Here is a 21,690-nt window from a genome sequence, read left to right as displayed (position 1 = left end):
TCAGGATTTTGACACAGGGCGGCACCGCACGTACATTTCTTGATGTCAAATTCCTGACATCAAGGAACGGAGAGACCCATGACCGCCGCCCTCCTCGGCCCGGACTTCCTCGCCCTGCAGGTACGCGACGTCGAAGCCGCGGCCGCCTTCTGCGAGAAGCACCTCGGGCTGCGCCGGACCCCCTCCTCGCCTCCCGGCGCGGTGGTGTTCGCCACCGAGCCGGTCCCCTTCGCGGTCCGCGAGCCGCTGCCGGGAGTGGAGCTCGACCAGGCCGACCGGCCCGGCCTCGGGGTGGCCCTGTGGTTCCGCGCCACGGACGCCAGGGAACTGCACGACCAGCTCGTCGCCGCCGGGGTGACCATCCTCAGCCCGCCGAAGGACACCCCCTTCGGCCTCGCGTTCACCTTCGCCGGCCCGGAGGGGTACGCCATCACGGCGCACGGGAACTGACCACGGCCGCGGGCTGCGGCACCGCACGCGACGGCTTCCCGTCCCGCTCCCCCGTCCGGGCCGTGGCGCCGTTCGGGCCGCCCGCCGCTGCCGCCGCGTACCGCCGGGCGAGTTCGTCGCACGCCGCGGTCAGTTCCGGCGGGCCGATCACCTCGATGTCGCAGCCGAAGGTGCCGATCAGGGCGGCCAGTCCGGGCCACGACCACGCGCCGAGGGTGAGCCGGCAGCGGCTCGGGGCGACCTCCTCGACCACCGCGCCGCCGGGTGCCCAGCGGGCGACGACCGCGGCGGGGGCGTCGAGGATCACCTCGCCATGACAGGCCCACTGGTCGGGGGTGTCACCCCGGTCGAACTGGCCGACGAGGAAGGTCGCGACGTCGGCGCCGGGGAGGTCCCGCGGGGTGAAGCGGACCCCGGTGGGCGGGTACGGCGTGATCCGGTCGACGCGGAAGGTGCGCCAGCCGGGGCGCCCCAGGTCCCACGCGACGAGGTACCAGCGGCCGGACCACATGACGAGGTGGTGGGGCTCCACTCGCTGCGACGGTCCCGGAGAGGCTACGGGGCCGGGGCCAGGATCGGATGCAGGTCCAGGACCGGAGCCAGAGCCGGGTTCGGCTCCAGTTCCGGACTCGGCGGGCTCGGTCCCCCGGCCGCCCGTGTAGTCGAAACCCAGCACTTCGCTGTTGCGGACGGCGGTGCCCAGGGCCAGCAGCACCTGGGAGTCGACCGGGGGCGCCGCCAGGTCCCAGGCATTGTCGATCGCCGTCACCGGCACCGCGTCGACGCGGTGCCGTAGCCGCTTCGGCATGACCTGGCGGACGGTGGCCAGCGCGCGTGCGGCCGCCTCGCCGAGACCGGCCACGGTCGAGGGGGCGGTCTGCAGCGCCACGGCGACCGCGATGGCCTGTTCGTCGTCGAAGAGCAAGGGCGGGATCTTCGCTCCGGCGTCCATGCGGTACGCGCTCCCCGGCCCCTTGGTGACGCGTACGGGGTAGCCCAGCTCCCGCAACCGGCCGATGTCCCTGCGCATGGTGCGCGGGCTGACCTCCAAGCGCTCTGCCAGCACCGATCCGGGCCACTCGCGTCTGGACTGGAACAGGGAAAGGAGGTGAAGAAGGCGCGCCGCGGTCTCTGCCATGGCTCAACCGTGCCAGAAATGGCGGCCGTTATGTGGCCGGTACTCCTGTGACGCTGGCCCTCATGACCTCTTCAACCGATGTGGACGGCGGCACGGCAGCCGCCACACCAGCAGATACGCCGACGCCCCCGCACCCCGCGGCGGGACCGGGGCCGGACGCGGCGGCGGGCCCCGGACCGGGAACGGCCACCGTCTCCGGCTCCTCGGCGGTGGTCGCCCTCGTCGTCGTGCTCATCGCCTCGTTCATGGAACTCCTCGACGCCACGATCATCACGGTCGCCGCCCCGGCGGTCGCCGACGGGCTCGGGGCCGGTCAGGCCGCGTTGCAGTGGACGGTCGCCGGATACACCCTCGCCCTCGGCGCCGGGCTGATCACCGGCGGGCGCGTCGGCGACCAGTTCGGGCGGCGCCGCGTCTTCCTGGCCGGGCTGGCGGCGTTCGCCATCACCTCGGCGGCCTGCGCCCTCGCGCCGGACCCGGCGTTCCTCGTCGCCACCCGCGTCGGCCAGGGGCTGGCGGGCGGCCTGATGGTGCCCCAGGTGTTCGGCATCATCCGGTCGTCCTTCGCGCCGGCCGCGCGGGCGAAGGCGTTCGGCGCGTACGGTGCGGTGCTCGGGCTGGCGTCCGTGGCGGGCCCGCTGCTCGGCGGCGTGCTCGTCGAGGCGGATGTGTTCGGGCTGGGCTGGCGGACGGTCTTCTGGGTGAACGTCCCGGTCGCGGCGGCCGGGATCGTGCTCGGTGCGCGCTTCCTGCCCGAGTCGGACGCGGCTTCGCGGACCCGGCTGGACCTGCCCGGCGCGGCGCTCGCCGCGGCCGCCGTGGTGTGCGTGCTCCTCCCCCTCGTCCAGGGCGAGGAGTGGGGCTGGCCGTGGTGGGGTTTTGTCCTGTTGTCCCTGTCCGTGCCGGTGACGGCACTCTTCCTCCGGAGGGAACGCCGCCTGGCCGCCCGCGGCGGGCAACCCGTCCTCGATCCGGGGCTGTTGCGCGTACGGGCCTTCAGCAGCGGTCTGGCCGCCTCCGCGCTGTTCTTCGGCGCCATCGGCTCGTTCTTCCTGCTGCTGTCGCTCTACCTCCAGTCCGGCACCGGACGCTCGCCCCTGGAAGCCGGAATGATCATCCTTCCGTACGCGGTCGGCTCGACGCTCACGTCGGGGATCGGCGTACAACTGGCCGCGCGCGCCGGCCGTCTGCTGCTCGTCACCGGTTCGCTCGTCCTCGCGGCTTCGCAGCTCCTGTTGCTGCTCGTGGTGCGGGGCGGGGCCGAGCCCTCGTACTGGCAGCTGGCGTTGCCGCTGTTCATCGGCGGGCTCGGGCTGGGCCTGACCTCGCCCTCGCTGGTCAACGTCGTGCTCGCCGGGGTCCCCGCGCGGGACGCCGGCGCGGCCGGCGGCGTCCTGAGCACCGTCGGCCAGGTCGGGAACGCGGTCGGGGTGGCCGTGCTGGGCGTATGGTTCTTCGCCTCGCTCGACACGTCCGCCACGTCGGGCGCCGCGCCGCTCACGGCCTACGGAGACGCGCTGTCCGCCGTCCTGCCCTGGCAGATCGCGTGCTACGTGGCGGCGGCAGCGCTCATGCTGCTGCTCCCGAAGAACGCTGACGCTCCGGGCGGCGCAGAGGCCTCGACGGCCGGTCCGGAGAGGTGAGTCGGGCTGCCGGGGGCGAGGCGTCCGCGCCCCCGCCCCCGGCGGCCGCGCGGGGCCCGGCCAGGGCCGGGGCGCGCCGTCGATGATCTTTGCGCCCCCTGGTGACGGCCTGTGCTCCGGCGCGTGCATCGTGCGCCGCCCCCACGCCACCAAGGCTTCAGCGTAACCACTCCTAGGGGGTTTTGTGATGTTTTTGTAGACGCACTCTGCCCATAGGGGAGTCTCGGACTTCGGGGGCTGGGGGGAGGGCATCATGTGTTGCAACCGGTGCGGCGCCCAGGTCATCCAAGGGCCCGACGGCAGATGGTCGTGCAACTGCGGAGCATCCGGATGACAGATAAGCATGGTATCCCGACGGAGCAGAGCTGTACGGGCGCGGTGGAACCGCTCCAGGCGTACTTCACCTCTGCCACGTGCCCGGAGTGCCAGAGCGCCAACGACGGTCTCAACGGCCGTTTCGCCTGCGGCGCCTGCGGCACCACCTACGCACTGGAGCCCCGGCACTGCGACCCCTGACCCCGGAGCCGGGCCGCGCTTCACGGGCCGCCCGCACGCTCACACGAACCGCCGGCCGCCCCTTACAGGGCCCACGGGGGCGGGAACGTCGCGTCCCCCAGTGTGGCCCGCATTCCGGCCGAGGTGACGACGTTGACGGTCGAGGGGGCCTCGCCGTTACGCAGGCACAGTTCGGTGTGCGCGGGCACGATGACGGCGTCGCCGGGCCCGGCGACGACCTCCTCGCCGCCGACGGTCGCCGTGATCCGGCCGTCCAGTACGACGAAGACCTCCTCCCGGTCCATGCTGTGCGGTTCGCTGGCGGCCAGGGGCGCCGCGTGCAGTCTCCAGATCGCCAGTTCCGTACTGCCGCGCGAAGGCACGGCGAGCGGGCGGAAGGTGAATCCGGGGCGTTCGAAGGTGGGAGCGTCGGCTCCGGTGGACAGGGGCATGGCGGGTCCTCCACGGATACGGTCGACCGTTCTGGTCAACGGGGCGGGACAGCGGGTCGGGACCAGGGCAAGCCGATGGTCAACCCGGTTGTCTTGTTGGAGATTAGGCGTCCGCGGCTCATATGGTCAACCAGGTTGTCTACCGTCCGGCGTCGGCTCCGTCGGCACTCCCCCGGGGCGAGGGCCCGCAGGACGCGCGGCCGGGGGCCGGGATGCCGGGGAAGGTGAGGCTTTCCGCGGTGTGCCGGGCCAGTTCCCGGCGAGGCGCCGACCGGAAGTAGGAGTCCCGGGCCTGCCGCTGTTCGGGGGTGGCGCCCTGCTCCAGGTCGCTCATCGACCGGGCCACGGCGACCATGGTCCGGGTCCGGTCGCGACGGCGGTCCTCGTACGTCCGCAGGGCGAGCGGCACATCGTCCGAGGCCCCGGGCTCGGCCAGGGTGTGCGCCAGGACGACGGCGTCCTCGATGGCCATGCCCGCCCCCTGGCCGAGGGTGGTCAGCATGGGGTGTGCGGCGTCGCCGAGCAGGGTGACGGGGCCCGCTCCCCACCGTTCCAGGAAGGCGCGGTCACGGGAGGGCACGGCGAGGATGTCCTCGGGCGGGGTGGCGTCGATCGCCGCCCGCACCTCGTCGGCCCAGCCCTCGTACGCCTGAGTGATCTCACCCTTGGTGCCGTCCCAGGCGTGCGAGCGGGCTGCGGGCATGCTCCGGGTGCCCCACCAGTAGAAGCGGCCACCGCCGATGTCGACGAGCCCGAAGCGCTGTCCGTCGCCCCAGTAGTGGCGCACGCTGCCCGGGGCGACTTCGGGGTGACGGAAAGGGACGATGCCGAGCCAGCAGACGTAACCGCTGTCCTGCGAAGGCTCCGGCCCGACGAGCCGGCCGCGTACGGCCGAGTGGAGCCCGTCGGCGCCGATCAGGAGATCACCGCGCGCCGAACGCCCGTCCGTGAAGTGGGCGGTGACGCCCGACGCGCCGATGTCGAAGCCGCTCGCGGTGGCACCCAGGTGCAACGGGCAGTCCCCGATCGCGTCGAGCAGCGCCTCCTGGAGGTCCGAGCGGCTCAGGCAGACGCTGGGGGCGCCGACCTGCTCGCAGACCTCCGCGAAGGGCAGGTCGCGGATTTCCCGGCCCCGGTGGTCCAGGACCGTGAAGGACGTCACGGTCCGGCCGCGCCCGTCCAGGCCGAGGTCGATGCCCAGCGTGGCGAGCGCGGTGACGGCGTTGCTCATCACCGACAGCCCGGAACCGGCGGCCCGCAGTTCGGTGGCCCGCTCGTACACGGCCACGTCGATCCCGACCCGCCGGAGCGCGAGAGCGCAGGTCAGGCCGCCGATGCCGGCTCCGATGACGACGGCCCGCACGCGATTGCCCCTGAGCATGAGGTCAGCTCCCCTCGCCGTGACGGCCGTTGGGCGGATCGATCAGCTCGGCAACCGTCGTCGCCACGTGCTCCACGTACGGTTCCTCCACGATCGAGAGGTGGTCACCGGGTACGCCGATGACCTGGATCGGGCCGTCGGTGACGCCGCCCCAGCCGTTGGCCGCGTCCTCATGGCGGCTGCCGGCCGCGCCGTGCATCGCGGCGAGGACGTCGGGCAGCGGTTCCTCGGCGCGGAGCAGGACGAGTCCCTGGTCCGTGGGTTCGGGCCGGTAGTCCAGCGCCGCCTGCCAGTTCGTCCGGTAGACGTGGAAGAGCCGGCGTATGACGGTCCCGGAACTGCCGGCCGGCAGCACGCCTTCATCGATCGCGAGGCGGGCGATGAAGGCGAACTTCTCCTCCAGCGTGACCAGTTCGTCGGGGATGATCTCCATCGGGGAATCGCCGCCGCGCTCCAGCCAGAGCAGCTCCCAGAAGAACCACCCCAGCAGCGCGTCGTCGTCGTGGTGGAGGCGCTGCCGCTGGTCGAGCGCGAAGGTGTCCAGCAGTACGGGCCGGGCTGTCGCCTCGCCCGCGGCCCGTAGCCTGCGGGCGATCTCGAAGGCGACGAAGCCGCCGAAGGACCACCCCGCGACGGTGTACGGGCCGTGCGGCTGCACCCGCCGCATCGCGGCGATGTAGCTCTCCGCGAGCTCCTCGACGGTGCGCAGCGGTGTGGTGCCGGGGTCGGCGCCGGCCGCTTGGAGGGCGTGGAGCGGCTGGTCGTCCGGGAGGTGCCGGGCGAAGGCCACGTAGCACAGCACGTTGCCGCCCATGGGGTGGACCACGAACAGCGGCGGGCGGCCGCCCTCCGGGCGGATGGGCACCAGGGGGTCGTACGCGGGGGCCGTGTCGCCCGCGCGCAGCCGCGCCGCGAGCCCGGCCGCGGTGGGGGCCGCGACGAACTCCGACAGCGGGATGTCGACCCCGTAGCGCTGTTCGATACGGACCATCAGCCGCATCGCGGTGAGGGAGGAGCCGCCCAGGTCGAAGAGGTTGTCGTGGATGCCGACGACGGGCAGCCGCAGCAGGTCCGCCAGCATCTCGCACAACACCCGTTCGTGGGTGTCGCGTGCGCCGGCTCCGGCCGTGGCGGCTCCGGTTGTGTCGGTGAGCGGAATCCGGCGCAGGGCTGCGTCGTCCCGCTTGCCGCTGGGGGTCAGCGGCAGCCGCGGCACCCATCGCAGGTGGGACGGGATCATGTGGTCGGGCAGTACGGTGCGCAGCTGTCCGCGGATGCCGGTCAGGTCCGCTTCGGTGCCCTCCCCGACGAGGAAGGCCGCGAGCAGGCAGTCGCCGTTGTCCTGGCGCGCGGCCACGACCGCGGCGTCGCGCAGGCCCGGGTACCGCCCGGCGAGGCCGGTGAGGGCCAGTTCCACTTCGGCGGGTTCGACGCGGAAGCCGCGCACCTTGACCTGGGTGTCGGCCCGGCCCGCGTAGGCGATCGTCCCGTCGGGCAGCACCAGGCCGAGGTCCCCGGTGTCGTAGAGCACCCGGCCCCGGTCCGCGAAGGGGTGCGGGACGAAGCGCTGCCCGGTGAGTTCCGGGCGGTTCTCGTAGCCGTCGGCCAGGCAGCTGCCGCCGAGGTGGATCTTGCCGCGCACCCCGGCGGGCACCGGGCGCATCCGCTCGTCCAGGACATGTGCCTCGGCGCCCTCGACGGGCCGTCCGATCGGGGGCAGCGTGGGAAACGCGGCCGGGTCGCCGGTCATGGTGAAGGCGGTGGCGACATGGGTCTCCGTCGGCCCGTACTGGTTCTCCAGGACGGCGCCGGGGAGCGCGGCGCACAGCCCGCGGATCTCCCGGGTGACGCGCAGCTGTTCGCCGGAGGAGATCAGTGTCCGCAGGGCGCGGGGGACGATTCCCAGCACCTGTGCGGTCTCGGCGAGCTGCTGGAGCGCCACGTACGGGAGGAACACCCGCTCGATGCCCTCGCGGTCCATCAGCCGCAGCAGCTCCGGCATGTCGCGCCGCCGGGCGTCGCCCACCAGGTGCAGCGCGCCGCCGGAGCACAGCGTGGAGAAGATCTCCTGGAAGGCGACGTCGAAGCTCAGCGGAGCGTACTGGAGGGTGGCGCCGCCCACGGCACCGCTGACGGCGGCCGTCTGCCAGGCGACCAGGTTGGCCAGCGAGCGGTGCGGCATGGTCACGCCCTTGGGCCGGCCGGTGGAGCCGGAGGTGAACAGGACGTAGGCGGTGCTGTCGGCCGGGATCTGCGCCGGGGGCTCCGCGGCAGGGCCGGTGACGGGCTCGGTCACCGATTCGGCGGGCAGCAGCAGCGACGGGTCCTGGACGAGGTGGGCGTGGTGCTGGTGGGCGATGACGCGGAAGGGCCGGACCTGGTCCAGCATCGCGGCCAGCCGCTGGACGGGGTAGCCGGGGTCCAGCGGGACCACGGCGCATCCCGCGCGCAGTACGCCCAGGATGACGGCGATGGTCTGCGGTGAGCGGTCCATGGCGATCCCGATTCGGGCCCGGGGCCGGGCGCCGAGTGCGCACAGCCGCCGGGCCACCCGGTCGGCCGTCCCGGCGAGCCGCGCGTAGCTCCACCGTTCCGCACCCTCCACCACGGCGGTGGCGTCCGGGGTGTGGGCGGCCTGCTGCGTGAAGCGTTCGACGACGGTGCCGCGGGGCGTGGTGCGTGCGAGGACGGGCCGGTCGGCGAGGAAGGCGAAGTCGGGCGCCGCGTGCGGGTCCTCCACCATCCTCCGCAGGATCTTCCGGTACGCGTGGGCGAACAGGCGGGCCTGGTCGGCGGAGAACCGGTCGCCGTCGTAGTCGATCCGCAGCCATACGTGTCCGCTGCCCGGCTCGGTGACCGCGTTCACCAGGAGCCGGAAGTCGGTCTCCTCCCAGGTCCGCCACTCCCGCAGCCGCACGTCCGGCAGGGCGAGAACCTCGGACAGCTGGTGGAAGTGCACGTAGTTGAAGGCGGTGTCCAGGACGGGGCCGCCGTGGTCGTCCCGGACGGCGCTCAGCGGGTAGCGGCGGTGGGGGTGGCTGTCCTGTTCCTGCCGGAAGGCCTCGCGTGCCACGTCCAGCCAAGCGGCCTGCGCGGTGTACAGGCGCAGGGGCAGCGTGTTGAGGAAGAGCCCGGTGGCGCGTTCGGCGTGGGCGCGCTCGGGCCGGCCGTGGGTGATCAGGCCGGTGGTCACGTCGTGGGTTCCGGAGAACATGGCGAGGGTCAGGCAGTGCGCCGCGCAGAGCACGGACTTCATCGGCAGGTGGTGTTCGGCGGCGAACCGCCTTACCTGTGCGGCCAGTTCCTCGGGCAGGTCGGTGCGGTGTGCGGAGGGTTCCGGTTTCTGCCCGGTGCCGGGCAGGTGCGACCGGAATCCGTCGATCTGGAGGGGTTCGCAGTCGGCGAGTTTCTCCTGCCAGTACTGCCGCGTCTCCGTGGCTTCCAGAGCGGCCCGTTCCTCTTGTACGTAGCACGCCGCCGAGGGCGGTGCCGCGTCGTCGACGGGGCCGGTCCCCAGGCCCAGTTCGTGTGCGTAGTCCTGGAGGAGTTCTCGGAGGAGGTTGGCGATGCTGCCGCCGTCGAGCAGGGCGTGGTGGAAGCTCAGGACCAGGTCGACGGTGGCGGGCCGTACGAATACCCGGAAGAGGTAGAGCGGCGCCTTGTCGAAGACGTAAGGGTGACGGCGGCGTTCCTCGATGTGCGCGCGTACTTCGGCGTCGGCCTCGGTGGGGTCGAGGGGGCGCAGGTCGACGACGTCCAGGCCGACGGGCGCCTGCGGGTGGACGATCTGCAACGGTTCGGAGAGGCCCGCCAGGTCGAAGGCGGAGCGCAGGGCCGGGTGGCGTGCCACCAGCCTGCCGAACGACCGACGAAACGTCTCTTCTCGCCAGGGGAGTTCGAACGTGTACCGGAAGACGTCCTTGTACCTGGCGGAGGTCTCGTGCCTGCGGCTGTGGTAGAGCAGGCCGAGCTGAAGCCGGGTGACCGGCCAGGCGTCCTCGGCGCCCTCCAGACGGGCCCGGTCCACACCGGCCACCAGCGCGAACGGGGCGGGGGCCGGGTCGCTCCCGGACGCCGTCACTTCCTCGGTGCGCGCGGCCAGCCCCGCCACCGTCGGGTTGCGCACGAGGTCGGTGAGGGAGAACCGCAGGCCCCGCGCCTCGGCCTCGGCACGAATCCGGAGCACGAGGATCGAGTCGCCGCCGAGCGTGAAGTAGTCGTCGTGGACACCGACGGTCTCCCGGTCCAGCACCTCGGCCCAGATCTCGGCCAAGGTGGCCTCCGTCCGGTTGCGCGGCGGTTTGCCGGCGGCCGAGACCACTGTCTCCCGGAGCGCGGGCAGCGCCCGGCGGTCCGCCTTCCCGTTGGGGGTCAGCGGAACGGCTTCGATCCGTACGAAGTGGGCCGGAACCATGAACCCCGGCAGCTTCCGCGCCATCAGCTCCCGCAGCCGCGCGGGCACGATGACGGTGTCGGCGACGTAGTAGCCGACGAGGTGGGTGCCGCGGGCGGCGGAGGTGCGGTCCACCACGACGGCGTCCCGGACGCCGGGCATCGAGCACAGCGCTGCCGACACCTCACCCGTCTCCACGCGGTTGCCCCGGATCTTGACCTGCCCGTCGATCCGCCCGAGGTACTCCAGGGTGCCGTCCGCCAGCCAGCGGGCGAGGTCGCCGGTGCGGTAGAGGCGTCCGCCCGGTACGTACGGGTCGTGGACGAACTTCGCGGCGGTCAGGTCCGGACGGCCCAGATAGCCCCGGGCGACACCGGCACCGCCGGCGCACAGCTCTCCGGCGACGCCCACCGGCTGCGGCAGATCACCGGCCCCCAAGACGTACAGCCGGGTGTTGTCGATCGGCCGGCCGATCGGGACCCGCGCGACACTTCGGGCGGGATCGCCCGGACAGTCGTAGTACGAGACGTCGACCGTGGCCTCGGTCGGCCCGTAGAGATTCACCAGCCGTACGGGACACTCGGCGCCGGATGTGCCGAAGATCCGGTTGAACTGCTCGACCCGCGCCGGCGGCAGGGCCTCGCCACTGCAGAAGACGAACCGCAGGGAGCGCACGTCCTCGCGCGCCCGCGGCACGTCCTGGAGCAGGTCGAGGAACGGGCCCAGCATCGACGGCACGAAGTGCACGACGGTCACGCGCCGTTCACGCATGGTCCGCAGGATCTCCCGCGGGTCCTGCCGGCCGCCGGGCGGCAGCAGGGCCACCGCCGCGCCCTCGACCGCCCACCAGAACAGCTCCCACACCGACACGTCGAAGGAGACCGGCGTCTTCTGCAACAGGACATCGCCGTCGCCGAGCGGATAGCGGCGTTGCATCCACGCGAGGCGGTTGACGACGCTGCGGTGCTCCACCATCACGCCCTTGGGACGGCCGGTCGAGCCGGAGGTGTAGATGACGTAGGCCAGATCGCGGGCACCGGCGAGCGGTGGGGGCGGGGCGCCGCTGCCGTGCAGCAGTTCGTCGACATGCCGCACCTTCGTTCCGCCGACGGAGGGGGCGGCGCCGTCCACGATCACCACCTTGGCGCGGCTGTCCTCCAGCAGGAACCGCACACGTTCGGCGGGATAACCGGAATCCACCGGTACGTAGGCGCCGCCGGACTTCAGCACGCCGAGGAGCGCCACCAGCAGCCGCGGCCCTCGCTCCATCATCACGGCGACCCGGTCGTCGGGGCCGACCCCCTCGTCCCGCAGGGCGCGGGCGACCCGGTTGGCCCGCTCGTCGAGTTCGGCGTAGGTCAGGGCCTCGCCTTCGGCGCCGATGACGGCGGTCTGCCGGGGGCGACGAGCCGCCTGCTCCTCGAACAGGCCGTGGAGCGTGGCCTCGTCCGCGCAGGGCACGACCGGGCCGTGGCTGCGCACCGCCGTGAGGTCGTGGTGTTCGGCGGGCGCCAGCATCGGGACGTCCGACACGGGCCGGTCCAGCATGTCCACGCCGTGTTCGAGCAGCGTCTTGAGGTGGCCGACGACCGAGGCCATGGGCAGGTCCTCGTCGAAGACGTCGCGGGCGTAGTCGAGGTCGATGCGGATGTCGGCCGTGCCCACGAACGCCGCCACCGTGACGCCCAGGGCGTCCTGTTCGCGGGCGGCGGCGGTCAGCGCCGACTGCCGCTCGATCCCCGGAATCGGGGCCGACCACGGCCAGCGCAGATAGGAGATCGTCACGTCGAAGAGCCGGCGGGGCCCCTCGGCCGAAAGGGGAAGTTCGCGCAGGACGTCGCCGAGCGAGAGCCGTTCGTGTCGCTGGATCGCGCGGCTGGCCTCCCAGGTCGCGGCGACCAGTTCCCGTACCGTCCGCCCGGCGGGCGTCGCCACCCGCAGGGGCAGCGCGTTGGCGAAATGCCCGCAGATATTCTTGTGACGGTCCTCCGGCCGATTGAGGAACGGGATGCCGAGCACCGCCTCTTCGCTGCGGTGCAGTCGCGTGAGCCAGGTGCCGAACATCGCGGCGATGTAGGAGAACGGCGACAGACCGGCGGCACGGACCCGGTCGGCGAGGCGCCCCTCGACGACGAATGAGTGACGGCCGCGCCCACTGTCGCCCGCCGTACGGGAAAAGAGCACCGGCGTCGCACCGGCGAGTGCCGCGCGGTGAAAGGCCCGGTCTTGTCCGGCCTGCGCGCCGGCGCGATAGGCGACTTCCTCCGCCACGAACGCGAGGTAGGAGGAAGGCTCACGCCGGTGGGCACTCCCCCGGCCGAATCCCGTGGCCTGTGCGTAGTCCTCGAAGATTTCGCGGCTGAGCCGGTTGAGGGTCCAGCCGTCGGCGACGATGTGGTGCGCCTTGATGTGCAGATGCGTGATGTCGGGGCTCTGCAGGAGCAGCGTGGCTTCCACCGGGTTGCCACCGCCGCCGAGCGGCAGGTGCGTCCGCATCGAGCACCGCATCCATCCGGCGCACGCGGCCGCCGGTTCGGGTTCCCCGGAAAAGTCCACTCGCTCGACCCGGGCGCCCTCGTCCGTCACCCATTGGAAGGGCGTTCCCGCGCTCTCCCCGAACCGCAGGCGAAGGGCCTCGTGGCGGTACAGCGCACGTTCGACACAAGCGGTGAGGAGGCCGCGATCGACGCTGCCCCGCAGACGCTCGTGGAGAACACAGGTGAACTGCGCCGATTCCGGAGCCTGCGAAGCGGCGGTCCAGATATCGCGCTGATATGCCGTGAGCGGGCTCCGCGCGGGCCCGTTCACGCCTGTTCCCCGCGGGCCCGTCGGGTGCGCTTCGCCGATCGCGGTCCTCGTCATAGCGCACAGTGTGACTGTCAAGAACTAAGCGTATATCTAGACGCTCTCTGCACAACGGGAGTGAGCCGGTCCGGTGAAGAGGGAGATACCCCGGCCCACACCGGAGTATCGCCGGTATTTCGCAAGGTTTCGCCGGAATCCGTCCGAAATGCCACCGGAATTCCGACGCGACCCCGGAGACTTTCCGGGTCGTCTCCGGCATCTCCCGGAGGACAAGTCGCGGGATATCTCCGCAGACGCCTCGGGGCAATCAGGAGGCATCTCATCGACTTCCGCGCGGAAATCACGTACGGAACAACGAGCTTCGGCGCGAAAGCCCCGATGGCATTGCCCCACCGCCAAGCACCGACTCCACCGCCCCGATGCCGCCCTGATGCCGCCGCGCTGCACCGCGCTGCACCGGGCGCGCAACGCCTCAAGCCCGCAACCGCTCCACCCACGGGTGAGGTCCGGACGTATACGTATCGGTGATCGCGTCGGCGAGCCACCGTCGCTGCCCGACCGTGAGCACGGGGAGCACCGCGTCGAAGTCCGCTTCGTCCTTCGGACGCGGTGTCCTCGCCTTGTAGAAGAGCTGCACCTCCGGAACCAGGTAGGGGATGCCGTCCACGGAATGCGCGCCCAGCGTGCTGACCGGTCTGCGGATGCGGGGGTTGCGCCGTGACACCCAGTCCTGCTTCTCGGACTCGTCGAGCATGATCTGGATGCGCCAGGGGGTGTCGGGGCCGGGCCGGCACCAGATGTCGTGTACGCCGAGGGGCAGGACCTCGCCCGGCGCCCACGGGCGGAGCGTGCCCGGCGGGTCTGCCGCCCACCACTGCCAGTCGGGCAACACCTCCTGGACCACGCGCTGGTCGCGCCGCAGGAGCAGGACGTCGATGTCGTCATGGCTCCGGAAGCACCGGCCCACCGCGAGTTCGATGGCGAAGCCCCCGGCCACCCACCACGCGGAGCGCGCGCCGGAGAACCGGGTGACGACTTCGGACAGCGGGGCGGGGTCCCACGGGCCGAGCGGAGGAGGGTGCGGAGGGCGTGTCATGCTCGACATTTTCGCTTGTTGACCGGCTGGAGAGCGGATTCTTTCGGCGGAGGAACGGGGACCGGCGCCCCCGATGCAACGGGACCCGGCGCCCCTGATGTAACGGGACCCCGCGCCCCCGATGTCCCGCCGGTACGGCCACCGATGCCGCCCGCGCCCCGAGGCCGCGTACGGGCGTGCGACTCCGGAATGGGAACTGAATTTCGCACACGTCGGCGGAGGCGTAACAGGAGGGTCGGCGGTGAACCCGGAAATCCTCGCGTGACCTCACGCACCGCTCCGACGAAAGGCGGCCGGCCATGACCTCGCCCACCGCGGGTTCCCGCTACCATCTGCTCGCCCTCACGGGACACGCGCCCACCGCCGCCGTACGGCTGGTCAGGGCGGTCCGGGCCGGGGCGACGACCCCGGTGGTCCTGGTCGACGTGACCGCGGCCGACCAACTGGACGTCGAGGCCCTGGGGGCGCTGGCCCGCCTGTCGATGCTGCTGCGCACGACCGGCGGCGGGGTGGTGCTGGTCGGCGCGCGCACCGCGGCGGTCCAGTTGACCGCCCGTACCGGCACGGCCTGGCTGCTGCCCGCCCACCATGACGTCGCGGATGCGGTGGGCTTTCTGCCCCCGTCCGGGCGACCGTGGACGGTCACCGAACTGGCCCCGGAATGCGGCAGCGCCTTACTCCGGCCCACGGAAGGCGGCTGAGGCGCCGCGGGCGGCCGGGGCCGGCCGGGAGCCGGCGGACGCGCGGGCGAGAATCGGCGGATGGACATCCGGCAGCTGGAGTACTTCCTCGCGATCGGAAGGGCTCGTCGGTCACGTCGCAGGCAGCCCCGACCACCTGACCGCCCAGCCTGCCGACCGTCAACGGGCCCTCTCCGACGGGCGTCTTCCCGCTGCCCGAGAAATCGGGCGTGATGACGGTGTGCCGTGGACGGAAACGACCGGCAAGGCAATCTCCTCTCACAGGCCGGGGGCCTCGCCGGCGGGCGGCCGGGAAGCGACGTCATCGGACGGCACGATGCCGACGGCCAGTGCGTTTCCCTCGCTGATGTAGGCGTACGGGGCGTCGAGCGGGTGCTCCGGTCCGTTGGGGTCGGCGAAGGCATCCCACGCGTCCCTCGCAACCGCATCCGCCCCTGCCCCCTCCTTCGCTGCCGCGGTCCTGGCCTGGTCGGCCAGTCGCGCGCAGGCCAGGCCGTAGAACTCCCTGGCGGCGGTGCTGAGCGGGGCATGGTGTTCGATCAGCACCGTCTGCTGCCGGACGTCGCTCAGCCCGGCTTCGCGCAGCCACCGGTGCAGGTCACGGGTCCGCAGCAGCTGGCGGGCGTAGCCGGGTGCCGCGGCGGCGGCGCGGAAGAAGTCGCTGAAGAGGTACGGAGGTGCGGGGCGTGCCGTGATCAGGCTCGCGTCCAGCTCCTTGACGGCGACGATGCCTCCGGCACGTACCACCCGGCGCATTTCGCTCAGTGCGGTCGCGAGTTGGTCATCGTCCAGATACTGCACGGTGTTGGCGCACCATACGGCGTCGAAGGAGTTGTCGGCGTACGGAAGCCGGAGCGCACTGCCCTGCCGGACGTCGAAAGAGCAGGGCAGGTCCCACTCCTGGGACCGCTGCCGCACCAGAGCCACATGTTCGTCGGCGAGGTCGACGGCCGACAGGTGGCCGCCCTCCCCCGTGATGCGGGCGAGATGCGGCAGGAACTCGCCGCTCCCGCAGCCCACGTCGAGTACGCGCCGGCCGGGCCGGAGGCCGGCCCTCGCCAGCAGTTCGAGGTAGGGGTCGCGGCAGGCCGCGAAGTGGGCGTCGACGATGGTGTGGTGGGTGAAGCCCAGCCCGGTGGAGGAGGCATGGCCCCAGGCGGCGTGGTCGTCAGTGAGCATGGTGGCTCCCGGGAGTGGCGGGCTCGGTCGGTTCCGTCGGCTCGGTCACGGTCTGGCCGGGGGGTGCGGCCACAGACGACGGAGCCGGGGCGGCGAACAGGGCGGCAAGCGCCTCGCTGATCACTTCGGGGGCCTCCAGAGGCGGCAGGTGTCCGGCTTCCGGGACGGTCAGCAGGCGCCCTCGGGGCAGCGCCCGTGCCATGGAGCGGGCCTCGGGCAGGGGGACGAGTTCGTCCTCCGCCCCCGCGATCACCAGGGCCGGAATGTCCGTGGACCGCAGCAGGGGCAGGGAGTCGGGGCGGGCGGCGATGGCCCGCTGGGCCCAGGCCAAGGATGCCGGGGGCGCCGCGCGGGCATCGGACAGCAGCCGTGCCACGAGCCCGGAGCGCCCACGGCTGGTCGCGCCGACCAGCAGCGGGGTGGTGGCTTCGACGAGGCCGGGCCCGGTGGCCGGATCGGTGACCAGACGGGCGAACTTCTCCCGGTCGGCCCGTGCGGCGTCCGGGTCCGGTCCGGCCTTGGTGGACAGCAGGGCGAGGGCCTGTACGCGCCCGGGGTGGCGCCGGAGGAAGGCCATCGCCACGTATCCGCCCATCGAACAGCCGGCCAGCCCGAAACGGTCCACGCCCTGCTCGTCGAGGAGGCGGGCCAGGTCGTCGGCCACCACGTCCAGGGAGGGGGCGGGGTGGGTGCGGGCGCCGGGGGCGCTTCCGGTACCGGTGTCGCCGAGCGGCGAGCGGCCGAAGCCCCTCTGGTCCGGCACGAGGACGTGGTGTCCCCGTCGGCGCAGGGCCGCCGCCTGCGCCGACCACATGGAGGAGTCGAGGGCCAGGGCGTGCAGCAGGACCACGGGCATGGGGCGCGCGGCCGTCATCGGACGGCCTCCGGCGCCGTGCCGGTGGGGCCGGGAATGCCGGGGGCGCCGGGAGTGCCGGACACGGCCGCCGCGTAACGCCGCGCTCCGGCCTGCGCTCCGGCTCGTACATCGGCCTGCGCCCCGGCCTGCGCATCGGCGACGAACCGTCCGACGTGGTCCGGAAGCCGCCCACCGGCACGCCAGATCAGGCAGACCGGGGCGGGCGCCAGGTCGTGGACCGGAATGACGGTCACACCAGGTGGGGTGACATCGCCGATGGAACCGACGGACATGTGCACCGCCCGCCCTTCGGCGACCAGCGCCATCAGCTGCCGGGGCGAGCGGAACGGGTGGACGCGCCGGAGCCCGCGACCCGCCGGGGTCACCGGCGGGACGACCTGGTCCCAGATGTACTCGGGCAGTGTTCCCGGCCGGTCGAAGGTTTCGTAATCGGCGATCTCCTCCACGGACACCGTCCCCCGACGCGCCAAGGGGTGCGCCGTGCTCACGGCCGCCACACGGGGTTCGCTGGCCAGCACCGTGCTGCGGAGGAGGTCGGGCTCGCGGACGTCGAACTTGCCGATCATCACGTCCAGGCGGCCCGCGCGCAGCTCGGCGAACGGGTCGGCGACGTCGTACTGGATCAGGTCGACATCGGTGATGTCCCGCCCCGCGGCACGGATGATCGAGGCGGCGACCGCGGTGGAGCCGTGATAGCCGAAGCGGACGCGGCGGGTGGCGGCCGCGCCGGAGCTGTGGCGAACGGCCCTCCCGGTGGCCGCCGAGGGAGGTACGGGCACGTCTGATTCAGGCACGGGTGATCTCCTCTGTCAGGGCGGCGTAAGCCCTGAGCCGGTCGGGGCGACAGGCATCCACGCCGATGCGCAGGGACGCGAAGGGGACGGACACGCCCACCAGGCTCGGCAGCTCACGGACCGTCAGCTCGTCGCCGGGCGCGATCAGTCCGTCCATGACGGCTTCGACGAGCAGGTGATTGACGTGGACCAGGTACGCCGAGAGGGCCATGCCGGACGTGGCGACGTAGAGGTCACGGCGTGCGGGGTGCCGTGCGCGCGACCCGTGGTCCGGGCCCGCGAGCGGGATCCGCACGGCGGGCCCGATCGGCAGCGCACGCGCACTGTCGAAACGTTTCAGCAACCGGCGCAGGGCAGCCGACTCGGAAGCCGGCTCGGGACCGCGCCAGGCGGCCGACCCGTCCTCGCTGATGTGCTCGAAGGCGAACCGTTCCCGCAGCTGGTCCGGATTCCCGGCCAGGAAGACCGTACGGGTGAACGCCTGCCGCCACCGCACCGCGCGGTCCGGGCTCACCCCGGCCGCGAAGCTGCAGGTGGCGCGCACCCACGCCGCGAGGGAGAAGCTGCGCAGCACGACCACGGCCTGGGTGTCAAAGGACTCCGCCAGGGAGGCGATCTCCGACTGGGCCGCCAAGAGGTCGTCCGCATCCTCCAGGTCGAACTTCGCGGCCAGAGCGGGATGGGCGGCCCGGACGCGCTCCGCGGCCCGGCTCCGTAACAGGCTCTGCGAGAGCGTCATGTGAACACCGCCGTCGCCAGTTCGGACACCGGAACCCTGCGGCGCCTGGCGAGCAGGCCCGACGTGAGCCGGTACGGATCGACGTGGAGGTGGTCGCGGCCCCGGTGCCCGGCCAGGGCGCCGACGACCGCGGCGGCGGTCTCCGCGGGCGTGCCGTACCCGGCGGGCTCCCGGTCCAGCAGCCGCCGCGCCCGGTCCAGGCAGCCGCGCAGCAGGTCGTCCCGGAAGGACTGGCGCTGCCCCGGGCCGAGGGTCGCGATGAAGTACAGCCGTACGCCGAGGCTGGTCACCGCCCGGTCGTGTGCCGCGGCGATGTCGTCGATCAGGTCGGCGACGGTGTGGCCACGCCATTCGCCGTGCCGGGAGGAGCGTATCCGGCCGTCGATGGGCACCCTGCCGAGCGCGACGCGGTGGACATCGGGTCCGGCGGACGACAGCACCCGCTGCAGGAGCTGGTAGTCGGGGTCCAGGTCCTGGTCGAAGAGCAGCACCACCTCGTCGTGCTCCGGGGCGAGGGGCAGCAGTTCGCGGAGCGCGCAGGCCAGGTAGTTGGGCTGTCCGTCGGCCGAGACGATCTGCCGCAACGGCATGCCGTACCGGGTCGCGTCCAGGTAGACGGGGCCGCCGTCGGGGCGCAGGTCGAGGCAGAACCCCAGGCCGTCCAGGCGTGTCAGTGCTTCTTCCAGGCCGAAGGCGGGCGGCTGATGGCGGTCGAGGCCGGGGTCGTGCAGCCCGAGTGCGGCGTACTGAGACGTCCAGTGCTCCAGGATCCGTACGGCGGCGGGGTGGGTCCAGCCGTGGTGTTCGACGGCTTCGCGGTAGGGCCGCAGGGCGTCCGGTGTCACCGGGCCGCCTTCGGCGCGGTAGCGGACATAGAGCTCACCGATGGCGTTCTCGGTCAGGCCGGAGTAGTCGATGTCGCCCTGGACGCGGTCCAGGTACTCCCAGAATCCGGCCGTCTGTTCGGTGCAGTCATATGTCGTGTGGCTGTAGCGGTACGTCACATCGGCGAGGTGGGAGGTGGCCCGGTACATGACATCGGTCCACAGCAGGCCCTTGAGGTGGCTGTGCGTCAAGGGCTTGCAGGGGGTGACGGTGACCGGCGCCAGCAGCACCCGGCGCCGCCCGGTTCCGGGCCCGGCACCGGCGGCCGGCTCCGTGGTGAGCAGGCTCATCTCCGCGCCCCCCGGCCGGCGGCGGCGCGTACGACGCGCAGCAACTCGGCCCGGCTGGGCGGGGGTTCCTCCGTATCGCGGTACGAAGCGTCGGCCTGCTGGACCCGCAGCACGATCTTCTCGTCGCCGAGGGCCTCGGCCGGGGTGCTCAGCCCCATCAGGACGCGTTCCAGCGCCCGCCACACCACACCGTCCGTACGGGCCGCGGCCACCACGTCCGCCATGCCCGGCTGCCCGGTGGCGGCGGGCCGGGCGGGCGGCGGGGTGCCGTTCACGGCGGCCCGCCACTGGGCGATGCGGGCCCGGTCGCTCTCCGCGGCATGCCGGAACCAGGGCAGGTACAGCCGCTCGGCGGCACGGGCCGCGGCGCGGCTCTGGGCCGTTCCGGGTTCCGGGATCTCCGTGAGCAGGTCCGCCAGCTGGAAGGCGTGGGTGAGCGCGAGCGAGACACCGCGTCCGAACAGCGGGTTGGTGACGCAGGCGGCGTCGCCCACCGCGAACAGCCCGGCGACCGGCCGCTGCCGGGTGCTCGCAGTGCCCCGCAGGGTGTTGGGGGGACAGGTGATCGCGTGTACGGGCGAGGCCGGCTCGCCGACCCCGTCGGCGAGCCAGGGAGCAAGGCCGGGGGTCGCGCGGGACACGGCGTCGAACGTCTCCGGCTCACGCAGCGCACTCAGCTCGCGGTCCCCCGGCAGCGCTCCCACGCAGACGGAGAAGATGTCGTTGTCCTCGGGGTGCAGCACGCCGGCGTAATGGCCCCAGATGTTGCCCACCGCGTGGCCCCGGTTCAGCGGCGTGGGCAGTTCCCGGGTCCTGAGCCGGTAGAAGCGGGTGTAGGCGCTGACGCCCGAAGGGGCGTGCACGTCGTCCGCCAGCGGGACCCCGGCGGCGGCCAGCCAGGCCCGGGACTCCGACCGGCGGCCCGTGGCGTCGACCACGGCATCGGCCGTCAGGCGCGAACCGTCCTCGGTCACCACACCGCGGACCCGGTCGCCCCCGGCGTCCGTCATCAGCCCGGCGACCTTGGTCCCGTAGGAGATCCGTACCTCCGGCAGTTCCCGCACGAACCGGTGGAGGACGAGTTCCAGGACCGTACGGCGGCAGGCCAGGGCGACCAGTTCGTCGTCGCCGACCGCGCCGGTGCGGTCCTCGACGCCGGGCGGCAGGGCGTCGACCAGGTGGAAGATGCGGGCACCGGTGGCGATCAGGGCGTCGAGGACCTTGGGGGCCCGTTCCCGCAGGGTCCGTACGCCGAGCGAGGTCAGGGTGTGCGCCTGCACCACCTGGGGGGCGGTCGGTCTGGGCCACAGGTGGGACACCTCGGCCGGCGGGCCGTCGGGGGGAGGTGCCCCGCGCTCCAGCACGTGCACCCGGTAGCCGGCGCCGCTCAGTGCGAGAGCGGTGCCCAGACCGGCGATGCTGCCGCCCGCGACGACGGCCTGAGGGCTCATCGCCGCCGTCCGTGGACGAAGAACACCCGGCGCACGTCGCGCTCGGTACGCGGCGGCACCGGGTCGGGCCACCGCCCGTAGTCGGCCCCCGGCTCCCCGGGCTGCACCGCCTCCGCGGTGAAGCCGTACTTGTCGAACAGGGCCTCGGGCTCCTCCGTACCGAAGAGCCACGGACAGCCCCAGCCCTCGAACACGTCGAGCAGACCGCGCATATGAGGCAGGGTCAAGGCGGCGCTGTTGACGATGTCGGCGGCGATCCGGCTGCCCGGCGCGGTGATGGCGCCGACACGCTCCAGGATGCGGTGGGTGTCGTCCTCGGCGATGTAGTAGAGCAGCCCTTCCAGCAGCCAGGTGGAGGGCCGGGCCGGGTCGTACCCGGCCGCCTCCAGGTCGCTCTCCCAGTCCGGGGAGGTCAGGTCGACGGCGACGGTGCGGTGGTCGACGCGCGGCCGGGCGTCACCGAGGCGGCTCTTCTTGAAATCGACGACGGCGGGCCGGTCGACCTCGAAGTAACGGACCCGGTCGGGCCAGCCGAGGCGGTACGCCCGGGAGTCCATGCCCGCGGGCGCCAGCACGATCTGGGTGGTATCCGGGTCCCGGGCCGCTTCCAGGAGGTAGTCGTCGAAGAAGCGCGTGCGGATGGCGTTGTAGTCGGGGGTGCTGGGAAGGGTGCGTTCGGCGTCCTTCGGGAAGGTGGCGGCCCGTACCTCGGCGAGCAGCTCGGGCCCGATGCCGCCGGCCAGGGCCTCCGCGAAGGGGTCGTGGTAGAGCCGGTCCGGGCGGCGGCTCTCCGCCGCCCGCAGTGCGGCGGTGAGCAGGGCCGTACGCTCCACGGCGTCGAGCGACTCGGTCATTCCTTGTCTCCTTCTCCGTACGCGGCGGTCGCCGACCCGGTCGTGCCCTGTCTCCGTGCCCGTGCGC

The 21,690-nt window shown here is 72.7% G+C and carries 16 protein-coding genes; 4 read left to right on the top strand and 12 right to left on the bottom strand.

The features are described 5' to 3' along the window. Positions 1–78 precede the first annotated feature (78 nt). On the top strand, positions 79–450 hold the full coding sequence (locus ACFV57_RS20825) for a VOC family protein (RefSeq protein WP_385234105.1): 372 nt from the start codon (positions 79–81) through the stop codon (positions 448–450). On the opposite strand, the gene ACFV57_RS20820 is transcribed toward ACFV57_RS20825, so the two are convergent. Next, positions 431–1,588: a helix-turn-helix transcriptional regulator gene (locus tag ACFV57_RS20820; protein ID WP_385234102.1), complete on the bottom strand. Its 1,158-nt coding sequence runs from the start codon at positions 1,586–1,588 to the stop codon at positions 431–433. The genes ACFV57_RS20825 and ACFV57_RS20820 overlap by 20 nt on opposite strands. Positions 1,589–1,650: 62 nt before the next feature. Between ACFV57_RS20820 and ACFV57_RS20815 the strand changes: the two genes are divergently transcribed. Together ACFV57_RS20815 and ACFV57_RS20810 are read left to right on the top strand one after the other, a co-directional pair. Next, positions 1,651–3,231, top strand: a complete 1,581-nt coding sequence (locus ACFV57_RS20815; protein ID WP_385234099.1) for an MFS transporter — start codon at positions 1,651–1,653, stop codon at positions 3,229–3,231. Between the two features lie 330 nt (positions 3,232–3,561). Continuing rightward, positions 3,562–3,747 carry a hypothetical protein gene (locus tag ACFV57_RS20810; protein ID WP_385234096.1) on the top strand — a complete coding sequence of 62 codons (186 nt, stop codon included), beginning with the start codon at positions 3,562–3,564 and terminating at the stop codon, positions 3,745–3,747. A 62-nt stretch (positions 3,748–3,809) separates the two neighbouring features. Here the strand turns inward: ACFV57_RS20810 and ACFV57_RS20805 are convergent, their stop codons facing one another. The 4 genes from ACFV57_RS20805 to ACFV57_RS20790 all read right to left on the bottom strand — a co-directional run bounded on the left by ACFV57_RS20805 (position 3,810) and on the right by ACFV57_RS20790 (position 13,853). Beyond that, positions 3,810–4,178 carry a cupin domain-containing protein gene (locus ACFV57_RS20805; protein WP_385234093.1) on the bottom strand — a complete coding sequence of 123 codons (369 nt, stop codon included), beginning with the start codon at positions 4,176–4,178 and terminating at the stop codon, positions 3,810–3,812. Between the two features lie 139 nt (positions 4,179–4,317). Further along, positions 4,318–5,559, bottom strand: coding sequence for an FAD-dependent monooxygenase (locus ACFV57_RS20800; RefSeq protein WP_385234090.1), 1,242 nt, complete (start codon positions 5,557–5,559; stop codon positions 4,318–4,320). 4 nt (positions 5,560–5,563) lie between these two features. Then, positions 5,564–12,760 (bottom strand): amino acid adenylation domain-containing protein, encoded by a 7,197-nt coding sequence (locus tag ACFV57_RS20795; RefSeq protein ID WP_385234138.1) that lies wholly within the window; start codon positions 12,758–12,760, stop codon positions 5,564–5,566. Between the two features lie 469 nt (positions 12,761–13,229). Then, a complete protein-coding gene (locus ACFV57_RS20790; protein WP_385234087.1) occupies positions 13,230–13,853 on the bottom strand; it encodes a nucleotidyltransferase domain-containing protein in 624 nt (207 codons plus the stop codon). Between the two features lie 299 nt (positions 13,854–14,152). Here ACFV57_RS20790 and ACFV57_RS20785 point away from each other — a divergent pair, with 299 nt between their 5' ends. Beyond that, the gene (locus ACFV57_RS20785) at positions 14,153–14,554 is read left to right on the top strand and encodes an STAS domain-containing protein (RefSeq protein WP_385234084.1); all 402 of its coding nucleotides are present in this window, start codon (positions 14,153–14,155) and stop codon (positions 14,552–14,554) included. 258 nt (positions 14,555–14,812) lie between these two features. On the opposite strand, the gene ACFV57_RS20780 is transcribed toward ACFV57_RS20785, so the two are convergent. The 7 genes from ACFV57_RS20780 to ACFV57_RS20750 are packed head-to-tail and all read right to left on the bottom strand — an operon-like array spanning position 14,813 to position 21,623. Beyond that, on the bottom strand, positions 14,813–15,733 hold the full coding sequence (locus ACFV57_RS20780; protein WP_385234081.1) for a class I SAM-dependent methyltransferase: 921 nt from the start codon (positions 15,731–15,733) through the stop codon (positions 14,813–14,815). Further along, a complete protein-coding gene (locus ACFV57_RS20775) occupies positions 15,723–16,607 on the bottom strand; it encodes an alpha/beta fold hydrolase (RefSeq protein ID WP_385234078.1) in 885 nt (294 codons plus the stop codon). Before ACFV57_RS20775 ends, ACFV57_RS20780 begins: the two co-directional genes overlap by 11 nt. Beyond that, the gene (locus ACFV57_RS20770) at positions 16,604–17,404 is read right to left on the bottom strand and encodes a LysR substrate-binding domain-containing protein (protein ID WP_385234075.1); all 801 of its coding nucleotides are present in this window, start codon (positions 17,402–17,404) and stop codon (positions 16,604–16,606) included. Before ACFV57_RS20770 ends, ACFV57_RS20775 begins: the two co-directional genes overlap by 4 nt. Beyond that, positions 17,397–18,143: a DUF6182 family protein gene (locus ACFV57_RS20765; RefSeq protein WP_385234072.1), complete on the bottom strand. Its 747-nt coding sequence runs from the start codon at positions 18,141–18,143 to the stop codon at positions 17,397–17,399. Before ACFV57_RS20765 ends, ACFV57_RS20770 begins: the two co-directional genes overlap by 8 nt. Continuing rightward, complete coding sequence (locus ACFV57_RS20760) at positions 18,140–19,318, bottom strand: hypothetical protein (protein ID WP_385234069.1); 1,179 nt, start codon at positions 19,316–19,318, stop codon at positions 18,140–18,142. The genes ACFV57_RS20765 and ACFV57_RS20760 overlap by 4 nt, the downstream gene beginning before the upstream one ends. Then, positions 19,315–20,769, bottom strand: a complete 1,455-nt coding sequence (locus ACFV57_RS20755) for an FAD-dependent oxidoreductase (RefSeq protein ID WP_385234067.1) — start codon at positions 20,767–20,769, stop codon at positions 19,315–19,317. Before ACFV57_RS20755 ends, ACFV57_RS20760 begins: the two co-directional genes overlap by 4 nt. Then, positions 20,766–21,623: a class I SAM-dependent methyltransferase gene (locus ACFV57_RS20750; RefSeq protein ID WP_385234064.1), complete on the bottom strand. Its 858-nt coding sequence runs from the start codon at positions 21,621–21,623 to the stop codon at positions 20,766–20,768. The genes ACFV57_RS20755 and ACFV57_RS20750 overlap by 4 nt, the downstream gene beginning before the upstream one ends. Positions 21,624–21,690 lie beyond the last annotated feature (67 nt).

This window comes from Streptomyces sp. NPDC059788 (assembly GCF_042732265.1).
GTDB lineage: Bacteria > Actinomycetota > Actinomycetes > Streptomycetales > Streptomycetaceae > Streptomyces.
The sequence above is the reverse complement of the archived record's forward strand: the minus strand, read 5'-3'. Positions and strand labels throughout refer to the sequence as shown.